The sequence below is a fragment of the Haliscomenobacter sp. genome, from assembly GCF_041740695.1.
GTDB lineage: Bacteria > Bacteroidota > Bacteroidia > Chitinophagales > Saprospiraceae > Haliscomenobacter.
In genome coordinates this window covers 16,351-31,306 of the sequence record NZ_JBGSLK010000115.1, presented here as the reverse complement: position 1 = coordinate 31,306, position 14,956 = coordinate 16,351, and the positions used below count along the sequence as shown (strand labels likewise).

11 protein-coding genes are annotated in these 14,956 nt (G+C 46.5%); 4 read left to right on the top strand and 7 right to left on the bottom strand.

Translation table 11 applies throughout. From position 1 onward, the window contains the following. Window positions 1-60 precede the first annotated feature (60 nt). From ACEW9O_RS23795 to ACEW9O_RS23785, 3 genes are all read left to right on the top strand, one after another. Window positions 61-1,332 carry a tetratricopeptide repeat protein gene (locus ACEW9O_RS23795; RefSeq protein WP_373552718.1) on the top strand — a complete coding sequence of 424 codons (1,272 nt, stop codon included), beginning with the start codon at window positions 61-63 and terminating at the stop codon, window positions 1,330-1,332. 81 nt (window positions 1,333-1,413) lie between these two features. Then, on the top strand, window positions 1,414-2,298 hold the full coding sequence (locus ACEW9O_RS23790; RefSeq protein WP_373552717.1) for a CHAT domain-containing protein: 885 nt from the start codon (window positions 1,414-1,416) through the stop codon (window positions 2,296-2,298). A 127-nt stretch (window positions 2,299-2,425) separates the two neighbouring features. Beyond that, complete coding sequence (locus tag ACEW9O_RS23785; protein WP_373552716.1) at window positions 2,426-3,670, top strand: hypothetical protein; 1,245 nt, start codon at window positions 2,426-2,428, stop codon at window positions 3,668-3,670. 224 nt (window positions 3,671-3,894) lie between these two features. Here the strand turns inward: ACEW9O_RS23785 and ACEW9O_RS23780 are convergent, their stop codons facing one another. The 5 genes from ACEW9O_RS23780 to ACEW9O_RS23760 form a co-directional block, all read right to left on the bottom strand. Further along, complete coding sequence (locus ACEW9O_RS23780; RefSeq protein ID WP_373552715.1) at window positions 3,895-5,085, bottom strand: hypothetical protein; 1,191 nt, start codon at window positions 5,083-5,085, stop codon at window positions 3,895-3,897. Between the two features lie 10 nt (window positions 5,086-5,095). Then, window positions 5,096-5,932 (bottom strand): type 1 glutamine amidotransferase, encoded by an 837-nt coding sequence (locus ACEW9O_RS23775; protein WP_373552714.1) that lies wholly within the window; start codon window positions 5,930-5,932, stop codon window positions 5,096-5,098. 66 nt (window positions 5,933-5,998) lie between these two features. Then, complete coding sequence (locus ACEW9O_RS23770) at window positions 5,999-7,105, bottom strand: carboxylate-amine ligase (RefSeq protein ID WP_373552713.1); 1,107 nt, start codon at window positions 7,103-7,105, stop codon at window positions 5,999-6,001. Window positions 7,106-7,221: 116 nt separating this feature from the next. After that, window positions 7,222-8,241 carry a RimK family alpha-L-glutamate ligase gene (locus tag ACEW9O_RS23765; RefSeq protein WP_373552712.1) on the bottom strand — a complete coding sequence of 340 codons (1,020 nt, stop codon included), beginning with the start codon at window positions 8,239-8,241 and terminating at the stop codon, window positions 7,222-7,224. Window positions 8,242-8,271: 30 nt separating this feature from the next. Continuing rightward, window positions 8,272-8,976 (bottom strand): esterase family protein, encoded by a 705-nt coding sequence (locus ACEW9O_RS23760; protein ID WP_373552711.1) that lies wholly within the window; start codon window positions 8,974-8,976, stop codon window positions 8,272-8,274. Window positions 8,977-9,132: 156 nt separating this feature from the next. On the opposite strand from ACEW9O_RS23760, the gene ACEW9O_RS23755 reads away from it, so the two are divergent. Beyond that, a complete protein-coding gene (locus ACEW9O_RS23755; protein WP_373552710.1) occupies window positions 9,133-9,924 on the top strand; it encodes an alpha/beta hydrolase in 792 nt (263 codons plus the stop codon). 107 nt (window positions 9,925-10,031) lie between these two features. Here the strand turns inward: ACEW9O_RS23755 and ACEW9O_RS23750 are convergent, their stop codons facing one another. Then, a complete protein-coding gene (locus ACEW9O_RS23750; RefSeq protein WP_373552709.1) occupies window positions 10,032-12,818 on the bottom strand; it encodes an outer membrane beta-barrel protein in 2,787 nt (928 codons plus the stop codon). Window positions 12,819-12,987: 169 nt separating this feature from the next. Continuing rightward, on the bottom strand, window positions 12,988-14,487 hold the full coding sequence (locus ACEW9O_RS23745) for an MFS transporter (protein WP_373552708.1): 1,500 nt from the start codon (window positions 14,485-14,487) through the stop codon (window positions 12,988-12,990). Window positions 14,488-14,956: the final 469 nt, after the last annotated feature.

Here is a 14,956-nt window from a genome sequence, read left to right as displayed (position 1 = left end):
GCCTAAACCTTCCTAAACCTTCTCAACCTTCCTAAACCTTCCTCAACGCAACTTATCTCCATGTCACGCCACCTTGAACGCGCCCAACTCCTCATGGAACAAAGGCGCATCGCCGATGCTGAAAAAGAACTGGCGCTTGCGCTGCAAGAATCTCCAGACAATGGAGCCGCTTTTCGTTTGTTGGCATTGTGTAAAGTGATCAGCAGAAACTACCCTGCCGCATTGTCCCCTGCACAACAAGCGCTGGCACTCGAACCTGAAGATCCCGGCAATCACTACATTCTAGCTGTAGCCAATTTTTACAACAACCAAAATCAACAGGCCAAGGATTTGATCCGCAGTGGGTTGAACCTCAATCCCTACATGCCCTCCATGTTTGAATTGGCTGGAGAGATCGCCATGCACGAAGACCAGTGGGAAGAGGCGCTCTATCAGTCCGAAAAAGGATTGGAGATCGACCCTGAAGATACCGAATTGGTCAACCTGCGCGCTCGAGCATTGCTCAAACTCAATCGTACTGCCGAAGCCGAGGCTACGATGGATTATGCCCTGTATACTGACCCGCACAATTCCATGTCACATGCCAATCAGGGTTGGGTGGCTGTACATCAGAACAATTTTGAACCCGCCATTGCTGCCTTTAAAGAAGCACTACGCCTCAATCCTCAAAATGCGCATGCTCGGGCGGGCTTAAAGGAGGCCATCAAGGCCAAAAATCCCCTTTACCGCTGGATTTTGAATTATTTCCTGTGGATGAGCAAATTGCAAAGTGACAAACAGTGGTGGTTCATCATCGGCTTGTATTTTGTGTACCGCATCGTGTTGAGTTTGAACAAAAATTTTCCAGCTTTGAGCTTTTTGCTCACTCCACTGATTGTGCTGTATGTCCTTTTTGCTTATTCTACCTGGATTGGACAACCCGTTTCCAATTTTTTCCTGCGCTTTCATCCGCTAGGTAAACACGCCTTGAGTACGGATGAAAACCGCGCGGCCAATTGGGTGGGCATTCAATTGTTGGCGCTATTGGGGGTAGCTGTTTTGTATTGGCTGGCCCCGGAAGAGGGCTGGCTGGGCTGGACCAAAGATCGTTTGTTCTTTGCAGTATTGGTGGTAGGCACCATGCTGATTCCAGTGAGTGGTTCCTTTTTGGCCCCCGAGGGAAGTCAAGCCCGTAAACAATTGGCCTGGTATGCCATTATTTTAGGCGCCTTCGGCTTGGTTCCGGTATTTTTTCCAGTAGCATTTGTACTGATCTTTGTATATGGCATTGGGATTTTCTTGTATGCTTTTGTCGCAAATTACATCTTGCATCGTGCGGCCCGACGGTTTTAAGCCAACATTTTAACATTCTCATCCAGTCAAATAAAAAAGTAACTGAAGAAAATTTATCTTTGATCGTAAAGTTTGTTGACAATGAATAAAAAAGAAATTCGAAACCTCATTGGAGAGGGTCGCTTGAGTGAGGCCATTAAGGGCTTGTCCGACCTGCTCCCCTCCTACCAACACAACGATATTATCTTATTACAAAGCCGCTTAAACGGATTAGAAAGACAAGAACGATTAGGCACCATTGATAATGGAAGCGCCGGGGTTGAACGGGCAAGAATTCTCTCAGCGGTTTTGAGCTTATTAGGCAATGACCACGATTCATCGGGCAATAGCTCAAGTACTGCGTCGGATCACAATGGCGCAAGTTCAAGTCAATCGGAACAATTGAATAAAAACACTGCTAAAAGTATCCTTTTTGCTGCGGCCAATCCTACCACTTATGCGAGCTTACAAACCGATCTTGAGCACCGCACCATTCGGGAGGAGATGCAAAAAGGAGAACACCGCAGTGCTTTCCTATTTTTACCCATTCAAACTGCCGTAAGGATTACAGAATTGATGCGCGCCTTCAATAGCAAGCCCAAAATTGTGCACTTCTCCGGGCATGGGGAAGAGAAAGGAATTGTCATCAGCAATGATCAAAATGGGGCACTGGTGTTGAACGAAGCTACGCTCAAACGTTTGTTCAAACCATTGATCGGTAATACCGAACTGGTACTGCTCAACGCCTGTTACTCTGCACATCAAGCCGAGATGATTTCCAAGATGGGCATGATCGTCATTGGTCACAATTTGCCCGTTGGTGATGATGCAGCAATCAGTTTTGCCAAAGGATTTTACCTTGGTTTGAGCGAAGGCATGTCTTATGAAGACGCCTACAATGCTGGCTTGACCACCATTTTAGCAGAAAATGCGGAGTACGCCGAAGATGTCACGGCCTGGCAAAATGGGGTAAAAATGGATTGGTAGCAAGCACGGTTTTCCTCCTCATAAATGGGGAGATTTTACAAATCCCCCACAAGGATGAAGCATTAGAATCTAGAAACCCTGATCTTTGAGTCATTAATTTGATTGTTCACGCACAACACTCAAAACCATGAAGACGCACAAGATTATGGCACTTTTTACCGCAATGGCACTTCTTCAAACCCTCAGTGGGCAAAGCAGCAGCGAAGACCACTACGTGGGTACTTTCAGCAATAGCCAATCGGGCCTGGTTTTGTCGATGGATAAGGCCGCTAATGGCACTTATCAAGGCTTCTTCCAATTGCAGGAGCAAAAATACTCCTTCAGCAATGGGACCAAACTCCTGGGCATGATCAATGCCGAGTACCAGTACAATGGGCAGGCTTTTGCGTTCTCCCTCTCCCGTTTGTTGGGTGAATATTACGTAAGCAGCGAAGGGGTAAGTATACCTGTGGTGAAAACGGCGAATCAACCGGTGGCAGCCACTAAATCGAATAAAGAAACTGGTAATACTTCTAAAACCAGTACCGCTACCAGTCCAACTCCTTCCAACGGGGCGGGTGCCAAAGCGACTACTACCGCTCCTGTCGCCACAGGTGCCCGGATTGCTGATCCTACCAGTGGCTATTCCTTCCAAATGCCCAGTGCCTGGAAAAGCCAGGAACAAGGGGGTGGTTTTGTGTTGAATAAAGTGGGTAGCGAGGTGGCTATGAGTGTAAGTCCGCATGAATACAAGACCCTGGCTGAAATGCGCGCCCAAGTACTCGATGCCAACGACCCCGCCAGCAATACCTACCTCAAAGCACAAACCCAGGCTTATGGCAGCAATGGCCTATTGATCCGCTTTGATGGAACCGCGCAAGGCAAAGCAGTCGTAATCGAAATGATCAGTTTGTTGTCGCCAAACGGCGGCGGCGTGACCGTAGCAGCTACGGGTGCAAAAGATCAATACGGTGCAGAATATACTTCCCTGGTCAAATCCATTGCCAATAGTGTCCAATTCAGCAAGCCGCAAACTTCAAGTTTGGCGGAGCAATGGAAACAAAAGATCAAAGGAAAAAGACTGGATTATTACTACACGGGCAATGGAATGGCTGATCACTACATCATCCACGTTTGTTCGGAAGGTACCTTTGTGTATAAAAACGACAACTCGTATAGTTCCAATAATGCCTATACCGATTTTTCGTATGCAAGTGCAGGGGCGGATGCGGGCAAATGGCAGGTAGTGGCGAGAGGTATTCAGCCAACATTGATTCTACGCTTTAACGATGGGCGGGTATGGGAATTCCCAATGAGCCCGGGGAAGGCTGGGAATGAAATTTTGTTGAATGGGAAACGGTATTTTGTGCAGGCGGGGACGATGTGTCAGTAGGGCAATTGGTTTTTGAGTGACGAGTTAAGAGTACATGACTTACGAATTTAGAAGTGAGCTACCGCAGCGACTTAGACCAAGGCTATGTCTGAGTCGCTGCGGTAGCTCACTTCTAAACTCGTAAGTCATGTATTCGTCACTCTTAACTCAAAAAGCCTTATGTCAAAATTATTAGACATTATATCAATTGCTTGATAATCAACTTGCCTCAAGTCAAATAGAGGTCATTCCTCAAAAAAACAAATATTCCCCCCTACCCAATCAAAATTCTTATTAAAGCGTACCCCGATCATTTCCCCCTTACTCATGCGCGAAAGGTTGGTGATCAGGTTGGGCCGAGCTTCCCCTTGATGCCACACATACATCAAACGGATTTCCAATTTCACCCCACCCGTGGGAGATTCCACTACGGGTTCGTAGTTGACTTTGCGCTGCAAGAGGAAATTCTCTTTGTCGGAAATGGCATCGAGATCATCCACGGTAATGTGCAATTTCACGCCAGAACCTGCGAAGGAAAACAAGGGCTTCAGTACATAATTTTCCAAATCAGCTGGGTACTCTGGCAATTCGTGCAAGAAATAACTTTTGGGCACAAAAGGGCTATCCAACAATGGCAAGGTGAATTTGCTGGCGCGATAAAACCAGTTGGGATGGGCAATCCATTCCACGTCTACATCATCGGTGAGTTTGAATTCGGTTACCAGATCGGGGTAATTTTGTAAATCATCAAAAATTACCCGATTGTAAATACGCTGGATGTCGATGCGGCGGCCATCTTTTTCATAGTATAACTTCCGGCCATCCTTGCGTACTTTGGTCAGGCAAACGGGTTCGATGCCCAGGATGTCTTTGGTTACCGCAAAATCAATTCTGGTCTTTTGAATCTCGGGATAAATCTCCAACAAGATGGTATTTTCAGCATTGCCATCGCCAATGAATAAGCGGTGTAGCTCCGCAATGTACCCCTCCCGATCCAAACCGTGAAAGTATTCAGTGAATCCCTCCGGGCAATAAAAAAAACGTTTGTACAGGCCCCCGATGTACGCCTGATAGCCATACAAAGTCGCAAAACCCTGCATTTCAATCAATTGCGGTGTATATTCACCCTGATCATCCTTACAAACTGCAAAATCCAGGGTCAAGAGCGTACAAATATCCGGTTCGTTGGGCACCCGCTGATCGGCGGGGATGGCCCGTTCGGTTTTGGCTTTGAAATCGGGTTGGATCATCACATCGATGATGTCCTCTCCAGCCTGAACCAATTTTTGCGTCAACGCTTTAGGAATAAAAGCGGGGGTTTCCGCAACGCGAAATTCCAGGGTATTGGGAAAATCCTCATTGATTTGTGCTACAAAAGCCTGGTAGTTCGCTTCGGTAAAAGAGGCATTGTAACGTTGGCGTATTTCTGGTAACATAAGTCCATGATCAAGCCACCATCACTCCCTGGAGCTGTTCGGCAGCGTGGTGTAAAAATGAAGGAATGATCACCGCTTCGGTCAACAAGATTTTATCGGGATCATCAAGTCGATCAATCATTTCAAAGTATTTGGCTTCGCCGTGGGTTTCGATCACCCATTTGCGTTTGTCGTCCATCAGGTAGTAGCGCAGCATCCCCCTCGAATCGGCTTCAGGGTGAAACTGGGTGCCAAAAACTTCGGGTGAAAACCGAATCGCCATTACCGCACGTTCCAGGGGAATGTGGGGGCGTTCTTTTTCCAGACACAATGCCTGAGCCCCAAGTTCACGCATTTTGGCTTCATGTACTTGGGTGACCTGATAATCGCGTGAATCAACGGCGTAAAAGGGTTCGGGTAAACCACGAAACAGGAATTCAGCATAGCCATCACCCCTGCGGTGGATGGGCATTACCCCGAAGGAAGTAGACTGTCTTCTGGTCACTTCAGCCAATCCCAAATGGCGGCAAACCATTTGAAAAGAATGACAGATGAGGAACATAAACTTCTTGCGGGCATGACGGCGATTGTAGGCAAAAAGGGCATCTACAAAAGCAAAATAATCCGTTTCCCATTGGGTATTGGCCGCAAGAGGACTTCCTGGGCCACCGCTGGAAATAAAAATATCGAATGCTTCCAGATCGGGAATTTCATTGTTTGCCCGCACATTGAACACTTCAAAACTGCCCTCAATGCCATCCTGCTCAAGGAAGCGGGTTGCTATCTGTCGAATACAACGCATGCCTTCATTGGCCCAGTTGTCGTACATGTCCAGTATCGCAATCTTAATCGTTTCATCCGTTTTCATCACAGTAATAAATTATAGACCATGCTTTGATTAAAAAAGCATTAAAATTAGTCAATGTGGCCCAATTTACCAAAGTCCGTACGCAGTTTCACCAATGATAAAGTCTACAACGGCCTTGAAATCATTGGTTTCGTTGTACACTTTGAGTTGGCGGTCAGCGCCGGTACCGTTTTCCATCATTTTGATGATGAACTCTACTTCTTCACGGCTACCCAATTGATCTACTACATCATCAACAAAATCAAGCAGCTCTAAGATCAATGCTTTGGTGGGAACTTCTTCCTGTTTTCCGAAATCAATCAACTTTCCATCAATACCATAGCGGGCCGCCCGCCATTTATTTTCGTTGATGAGCGGTTTGCCGTACATCCGGAAACTCAGGTTGCTGCTCATCAATTTGTACAATTTGACCACAACAGCTTGCATCACCGCAGCGAGGGCGATGGTTTCTTCAGCCCGCATTTGTACATCACAAATCCTGAATTCTACAGTTTCAAAAAATGGATGCAGGCGCATGTCCCACCAGATTTTTTTGCCATTGTCGATACAACCTGTTTTGATCAACAAATCCAAGTATTGCTCGTATTCGATGGCACTGGTGAAGGATTCTGGTAATCCGGTGCGGGGAAATTTGTCAAAAACTTTGGTGCGGAAAGACTTGTACCCAGTATTGCGGCCTTCCCAAAAAGGAGAATTGGTTGAGAGGGCAAAAATATGGGGCAAAAAATAACGCGCGACATTGATGATTTGCACCCCAACTTCCCGACTGGGAATACCTACGTGTACATGCAAGCCAAAAATGAGGTTGGAGCGGGCAGCCTCCTGCAATTCTTCTACAATCTGGTCATAACGCGGATTAGGTGTAATTGCTTGATCGGCCCAATGCGAAAAAGGGTGGGTGCCCGATGAAGCAATTTTCAAATCAACCTTGTCCGCAATTTCCATCACGTACCTGCGCAAATTGATCACGTCCTCGCGCGCTTCGTGGATGTTTTTACAAATGACCGTGCCGACCTCCACCACTGCCTGGTGCATTTCGGCTTTTACTTGTTCCTGGAGCTTTACTTGCCCCTCATCTACTATCCGCGACATGTGCGAACGCAATTCCCGGGTTACGGGGTCAATGGTTTGAAACTCTTCTTCTATACCAAGGGTGAAACCAGAAAGATCCATAAGTTAAAGGTTTTTAGGATTCCAGGGTTCCAAAGTTCCAAGGTTCATCCATCCCGCCCTTCGACTTCGCTCAGTGACCGGATGGATGAACTTTGGAACTTTGGAACCCTGGAACCTTACTTGGTTTTCGTTGTCTTTTTCGCTGCTGGTTTTTTCGCTGCGACTCCCGTCAAGGCCGCCATGTTGTCATTCACACCAGCGCCGACAAAAGTTCCCCAAGTGAGGTTCGTTTGCCCTGGTTTGGCGGCTTTGGCGCGCTCGATGGCCATGTTAGCAGCGGCTTCTACGACCCAGTCGAAGTTTTCCTGACCCACCGAATTGACATCGGCATCGGGCGCGGGATTGCAGAAATCGATGGCGATGGGAATACCGTCACGTACTGCAAATTCAACGGTGTTGAAGTCGTAGCCAAGCGCCAGGTTCAAACGCATCACGTAATCGTGAATCGTCTCCAGCAGTTTTTTCGCCGCAGGGCCCTGTGCTTTGATTTGAGAATCATAACGCAGGTGATGCGGATTGCGGGGCTCATACGGCATGATCCGCACATCTTTTTGCCCAATACAATAGCAGCGGAAATAGTCGTCAAAGACAATTTCCTCTTGCAGCATCATCACCAATTGCTCGGTTTCAGCGTGTTTTTTCCACAAATCCTCTGCATCATCCACCCGATATACACTTTTCCAACCACCACCCGCGTGCGGTTTCATGTAAGCGGGAAACTTGATGTAGTCGAAAATGGCATTCCAATCCAGGGGCATTTTGAGGTTGCGAAAAGACTCGCCACTGGTATCTGTTGGCAATTCAAAGGAAGGAATCAGGGCCGTATTGGGCACGGGCACTCCAACTTGTAAAGCCAAACAGTTGTTGAAAAATTTCTCGTCTGCGCTCCACCAAAAGGGATTGTTGACCACTGCTGTGCCACAAAGGGCCGCGTTTTTCAGAAATGCCCGGTAAAAAGGGACATCCTGTGAAATGCGGTCGATGATGACCGCGTAGCCACTGTCGCCACCTTGGGTCACTTTGTCAATCGAAACAGGCTCGGCGATGATGTCCTTGCCTTCTTTTTGATTGACACGTTCGATGAATGCCCAAGGGAAAGTGTTCTCTTTTCCGAATAAAATACCGATTTTTTTCATATGTAAACGTTTTCTTGTTCGTGAATTGAATTAGATTTTAGACAAATAATCAGGGAACATTTCCCGCCAGATTGGCCAGTCGTGGTTGGCAAAAGGGCGGATGTCCAGCCAATGGTTGATGCCCTTGCGCTGTAAAATTTGCGACATCCACTCGTTTTCTCCCTTGCAAAAATCGTGTTCGGAAGTACCGAGTACAATCTTCATGTCGTAGAAATGATCATTCTGTGAATCGGGAATAAAATCCGGTGGATTGTTAAAAAACACGTTGTCGTCGTAGTAGCCACCCAAATGTTGTTTGATGTCAAAAGCGCCACCCATGCTGAACATATAGGCCACTTTATCGGGGTGTTTGAACGCAAAATTCAAAGCGTGGTACCCGCCAAAGCTGCAACCAGCTACTCCAATTTTGTCCACATTACACTCTTGTCGAATAGACGGAACCAATTCGTCATTCAACATCCGATCGTAGCAGGTGTGATTGTACAGGCGGGTGGCGGGGTGCAAATGTTTGGCGTACCAACTATCGCTGTCGATGCTATCGATGCAGTAGATTTTGATTTTTCCCGACTCAATGAACCCACGAGCAGATTCAATGAGTTTGAAATCCTTGTTTTCGTAGTACCGCCCCATGGAGGTGGGAAAAAGCAGGATTGGATAGCCCCAATTCCCAAAAGTCAACATTTCGATGTCTCTTCCCAAACTATGTGACCAGAATTTGTGGTAAGTCTCTTGCAAGTTTGTTTGGTTTTAGTGGATTGAATCAGAGCTTGTCTAAATTTTGGGGCTAAAATGGGCCGTTTGCAGCCCGATCCCAAAAATTTAGACAAGCGCTCAGGGTAATATCGCAAAATAATTACTTTTGCCTGCGACTAAAATAACAATATTCTTAAAATGCACAAAAAAGAACTCGTTTTATCCTCCATTCATTTGGGACGTAAAGTCAATGTGACGCTTATTTTGCCCCCACATTACGCATTTAGCTTTAGGCATTATCCCGTTTTGTACCTCAACGATGGCCAGGATTTACCGAGTTTGCGCATGGAAGAAACCTTGCATGCTTTGTTTACCGAACATCACCTTCGCCCTTTTATTGTAGTGGGCATTCATGCCAATGAGCAACGCATTCAGGAATACGGCACTGCAAATCAGGCGGATTATGCTGGCAGAGGCAGTAAGGCAAGGCACTTCACCCACTTTGTAATCGACGAACTCAAGCCCTACATCGAGCGGCATTACCGCGCCAAAATTCAAGCTCAATACAATTTTTATGCAGGATTTTCACTGGGCGGCTTATCTGCCCTAGACATCGTGTGGCACCATGCCGATGTTTTTTCCAAAGTGGGCGTTTTTTCTGGATCCTTTTGGTGGCGGTCCAAGGCATTGGATCAAGGCTACAACGAAGCAACCGACCGCATCATGCACGCCCTGGTGCGCGAAACGCCGGATAAACCCACTATCAAATTCTGGCTCCAAACGGGTGCCGAAGACGAAGTATCCGACCGAAACAACAATGGCATCATCGATTCCATCGACGATACCCTCGGCTTGATTGAAGAATTGAAACTAAAAGGCTATCGCCTCAATGAAGATATTGTGTACCGTGAAGTGGAAGGTGGCCGCCATGATCAGACGACCTGGGGAAAGGTGATGGGGGAGTTTTTGGAGTGGGCGTTTAAAGAGTGAAGAGTGAAGAGTGAAGAGTGAAAAGTGAAAAGTGAAAAAATATACCAAACGGTGAAATCCAGCTGGTATATTTGCTTTTCACTTTTCACTCTTCACTTTTCACTATTTTACCGCATTCTAATGTTCATCTGATTCGCTGGATTGGCTTTCTGGAAGCCTTTCATGGAATAGATGAAGCTAAACATGAAGTAACGCGCCAGAGAGTTCACATCCTGATCCTGGAAGTAGTTCAATTGAACAGTACGGCTGATGCCCTGGTTTTGATTCAATAAATCGTAAACCCCGAACTTCAACTGGCCTTTGTTGCCTTTGAGGAAGAAGGCGGAAACCGCTGCATTCCAGATAGGAATATCCTGATCAAATTCTTCACCCAAGCCACGGAATTGGCTGTAATCCAGATCGGTTTCGATGTTTAATTTATCCTTGAAGAAGAATTTTCTCAAGCCAGCTGAATACGTATAGGTGTTGTAATCCTGGTTGCGCTCGCTATTGAGGGAGTAAGCAGTGTTGGAATAATTCAGGGTGTAGCCCAGGTTCCAGTCCCACTTCTCTTTTTTCTGGTTTTCAAAAGTGATCCCTGCCGTTGGGTTTGTCGTATTCGTGAAGTTGCGCGCAGCGTTCACAAAGGTGATTCCACGGTTGTAATTGAAGCCCCCCGATAAGCTATACCGCATTTTTAAACCTTTAAAGCGACCGCCATAGTTCAAGCGGCTAATGAAACGGTAATCATCGGGTACGTTGATGGGCGTACGCTCGGTGACCAAGGTTTCTTCGTTGATGGTTTGTGCGGTTTGAATGCGGTTGTGGGTATACGTAAAGTTGGTGAAGGCAAAGAAGTTGGTAAAATTGAACTGGTTGAAGTGGTTGTAACGCATCGTGAAACGATTGCTATACTCTGGCTTCAGGTTCGGGTTACCAGTGTAAATGCTCAGGGGGTTGCTCAAGTCACGAACCGGTTGCAATTGGGTAATTGAAGGCTCGTTGATGTCTGTGCTGTAGTCAAAATTGAAGCTACGCATTTGGGTAAAATTGTAACGCAGGCGCAGACTTGGCAAATAATTTAAAAAATCCTGCCGAATCTTTTGTTCACTAGAGCGAATGTCACCCTCCAGCACTGCTTGTTGTACTGCCAGACCCGTAGAGAAGTTCAACTTAGGATTAGAAATCCGGAAATTGAAGCCCCCGTTGTGGAAGTTAAAATCGCTGAGGGTACGGTTGGTTAGTTGTGAGTTGAGTACCAGCTGTCCCGTTGGCAATACGTCATACACCTCGCGGTTGTTGTCGTTGCCCCGATGGTTGTAAGAGTAATTGAGTTCCAAAAACTTACCTCTTGACAATGGTTCAGTATAGGACAAACGAGCATTGTAGCTCATCCGGTCACTGAGGTTATTGGTCTGTTGATCGTAGTTTTGGGTATTGGTAATGGAACCGTCGGTGCCAAAAAATAAGTTTTGAGACAGGTTTGTTCCATCGGTATTGCCGCCCACATTGTTCAGCGTGAAGGTAGTGCTCAAACTACGGCCGCGGCGGCTGAAACGTTTGCGGTACAACAAAGTGGTATTCAAGTTGGCATTATCGCCATCCGAAGCAGTGGTTTGGCTGCTGGAGTTTCGCGGAACCAGCAATTCATTGGTTGAAAATGAATTGGACAAAGCATCGTTGCCATTGGCACTCAAAGACAAACGGCCTACCACCCGAATGGATTGGGTAGAATCCAGATTGTGATCCACGGTAAAATTCAGACGGTGGACATTGCTGCGTTCGTCTTGCTCGGAAGTATCACTTTTAATGAAAGCAGAATTTTGCAGGAAATTTTCCGTACGGCTCTTTTGGTCGGTTTCCTTTTTGAAACCACTGTACAGGTAACTTCCGTTAATCTTGGTTTTTTTACCAAAATCTTTGCTGAAGTTCAAACCCGAAGAATAGAAGGTAGTGAATCCGTAGTTGCGGCCAAAGTTGATCGGAATATCACCGCCACCGCCGCCGCCAAAACCACCGCCACCTCCACCAAAGCCGCCGCCACCGCCGCCGGAAAAGTCGAGGTATTCATTCATGGAGAAACCGTTGCGGTTGACGTTATTGGCCGAGCCGATGAAGGACAATTGGCCAGTTTTGGAAAAACGGTTGACGTTACCGCCCAGGTCAAATTGTTCTGGGCCACCACCGCCTACGCGGAAATTGCCAAAGACGCCGTTCTGCCGGTCTGGGCGCAAAGTCAAGTTGATGGTTTTTTCGCGTTGACCATCGTCTACACCGGTGAACTCAGCTACATCGGTCATTTTATCAAACACCTGTATCTTGTCAATTGCATCGGCAGGTAGGTTGCGGGTTGCGGTCTTGGGGTCACGGCCAAAAAACTCTTTGCCATTGACCAATACCCGGGTTACACTCTCCCCTTGGGCTTTGACGTTGCCATCTTTTTCTACTTCTACGCCAGGCAGGCGCTTAAGTAATTCTTCAACGGTAGCGTTGGGTTGTACCTTAAAGGCGGCAGCATTGAATTCCACCGTGTCCTTTTTGATGGTCATGGGGGATCTTTCCCCTTCCACCACGTACACATTCAACATTTCGGATTGCTCCTTCATGATGATTTTGCCCAGGTCTTTTTCTTTTTCACCACTCAGGGTAATTGGAATTTTTTTGACGCCGTAGCCCAAAAAGCTCAATTGTACGATGTAATCACCAGGTTTAACCCCGACAACTTCAAAGGCACCTTTGGGATCAACGAGTGCAAAACCACTTAAGAGTGAATCTTTAGCTTGCAAGACCATCACCGTTGCGCCAGTGAGCGTTTGCCCTGTCGTATCTGCGACGGTACCAAAAACTTTCGTTTGTGCTTGTGAACTTGCGTAGGTCAGGAAGAGCGCACATACGAGGGTAAAAATATGCTTCATAAAAAAAAATTGATCGGGTTATTTCTTGCTACAAAGATACCAGCGCATTTTTTGGAAAGAGGTTAATCTGTCTTGATATAAGGTTAAAAATTGTTAACAAAGCTATTTTAACACAAACGGGGCTCGCAGCAAACGCTCCGAGCCCCATTTTTTACTACAAATTTATCCTCTAATGCCCTGCCGACATCTGCGCAGGCGCCTCATCATTCCCTTTAACCTCCTTCACCAGGAAACAGGAAGCAGCAGCACAAAGCATACAAAAGCCAGCCAAAACCAGGGCATTGCGGGGGTCATCGCCCAGCAACGACTTGTAGTACAACGGCACTGTGAGCATCCCGATGAACTGTGGCACACAGATGAAACCGTTAAAAATGCCCATGTATACCCCCATCCGAGCCGATGAAACCGCATTGGCCAACATCAAATAAGGCATAGACATGATTGAGCCCCAGGCCAGGCCGATCAAGGTCATACCCCCAAAATAAATCCATTTATCATTGCTTAGGATGACACTAAAGAAGCCTAGCGCACCAATCGTCAAAAACAAGGCATGGGTGGCTCTACGGCTACCCATCCGTCTAGCAATGCCAGGCAAAAAGATCGAAATCACAAAGCAGGAAATGCTGAACATGGCAAAACACAAACTGCCCCAGTTTTTCCCAGCTTCAAACCCCGCTGGGTTGGCATCTGGACTTGGGGCATTGAAGGCGTACTTTGCAACAGCAAGAGAAAGGTATTGCCACATCAGGGGCAGACCGTACCAGGTGAAAAATTTCACCCACCACAACTGGCGCATGACCAGTGGCATTTCGGACAGCGAAGCCAAAATCTCTTTAAACACTGGCAACATCAACACCAAATATAAACCCACGGCAATTCCTCCTGCCCAGATCAGGCCACTGGTCAGCCCGCCCAAACGAATGGCAAACATTCCACCAATCAAGGCAGCCCCGATGGTTAAAGACAAATGCCAGAAGGAGATGTTTTTCTTTTGCTCCGCACTAAAAGTTGGTTTGATTTTATAATCTTCATTTTCAGGTGGATATTCTTTGGTGGTGTACATGGTCCAAAATACCGTCAGCAAGATGGCCGCTGCCCCTATGTAAAATGGTATACGCACCGAGTCTGGAATGCCGTTGCTGAAGTCGCCCCCAATGGCCATGGACATGCCGATGATGGGTAAAATGAGTGGCATTAAATTCGAAAGGGTTTGGCCAAATCCCACCATAAAGGATTGTACTGCAAACCCGGTTGGGCGTTGTTTGGGATTCAACAAATCGCCTACAAAGGCGCGGAATGGTTCCATTGAAGAATTCAAACCCGCATCCAGCAGCCACATCAAGCAAGCAGCCATGAATACTGACTTGGAATTGGGCATCAAAATCATCGCAATACTGCCCACAATAGCACCGATAAAGATGTATGGACGGCGACGACCCCAGGTGTTTGACCAACTGCGGTCGGACAAAGTACCAATGATCGGTTGCAACAACAGCCCCGTCAACGGCCCAGCCAACCAAAGCCCTGGAATGCTACTCTCCTCAGCCCCCAAATACCGATAAATTGGACTCATGTTGGCTTGTTGCAAACCAAAGCCATATTGTATCCCCAAAAATCCGAAACTCATGTTCCAGATTTGCCAAAAAGAAAGATCCGGTTTGTTCTTCACAGTAATCGTTTTGAACACCTGCTGGCGTTTCCCAAACAAGCGTTATTTGCTAATCTAAGTGGTTTAAAAAATTTTTGTAATGATATTTATTTTTTTCCGAAAGAAAAAAATAGTTTAGATAAGAGCTCGTACAACGGCTTATGGGCAACCGCAAGGGTTGCCCCAACAAAAAAAAAGAGCGCAAGCACCACTGCTCCGCTCTTGTAAGAAATCACCCGACTGTTATTATGAAGGATCTAAAAAGCAATCTGTAAGTCGTTAATAAAATTAACAACTTTGTTAAGGAAACCTTAAATCTGAGGGCAATATAGGGCAATTTATGAATACTCACAAAATTTTACTAAAAATTTTAACGAAAGGGTAATTTTTTTGTTCTGTCCCCTTTCCACCAATTATAATTTGGTATGTTTTAACACTTCAAGTTGCGCTGACAATTGTGCTGTGGAGCAATGATCTTTTTTATCCCCTA

Excerpts from the sequence above, each read along its gene's own strand:
- ACEW9O_RS23795 (WP_373552718.1), top strand. The coding sequence starts at position 61 with ATGTCACGCCACCTTGAACGCGCCCAACTCCTCATGGAACAAAGGCGC.
- ACEW9O_RS23790 (WP_373552717.1), top strand. The coding sequence starts at position 1,414 with ATGAATAAAAAAGAAATTCGAAACCTCATTGGAGAGGGTCGCTTGAGT.
- ACEW9O_RS23785 (WP_373552716.1), top strand. The coding sequence starts at position 2,426 with ATGAAGACGCACAAGATTATGGCACTTTTTACCGCAATGGCACTTCTT.
- ACEW9O_RS23780 (WP_373552715.1), bottom strand. The coding sequence starts at position 5,085 with ATGTTACCAGAAATACGCCAACGTTACAATGCCTCTTTTACCGAAGCG.
- ACEW9O_RS23765 (WP_373552712.1), bottom strand. The coding sequence starts at position 8,241 with ATGAAAAAAATCGGTATTTTATTCGGAAAAGAGAACACTTTCCCTTGG.
- ACEW9O_RS23750 (WP_373552709.1), bottom strand. The coding sequence starts at position 12,818 with ATGAAGCATATTTTTACCCTCGTATGTGCGCTCTTCCTGACCTACGCA.
- ACEW9O_RS23775 (WP_373552714.1), bottom strand. The coding sequence starts at position 5,932 with ATGAAAACGGATGAAACGATTAAGATTGCGATACTGGACATGTACGAC.
- ACEW9O_RS23755 (WP_373552710.1), top strand. The coding sequence starts at position 9,133 with ATGCACAAAAAAGAACTCGTTTTATCCTCCATTCATTTGGGACGTAAA.
- ACEW9O_RS23770 (WP_373552713.1), bottom strand. The coding sequence starts at position 7,105 with ATGGATCTTTCTGGTTTCACCCTTGGTATAGAAGAAGAGTTTCAAACC.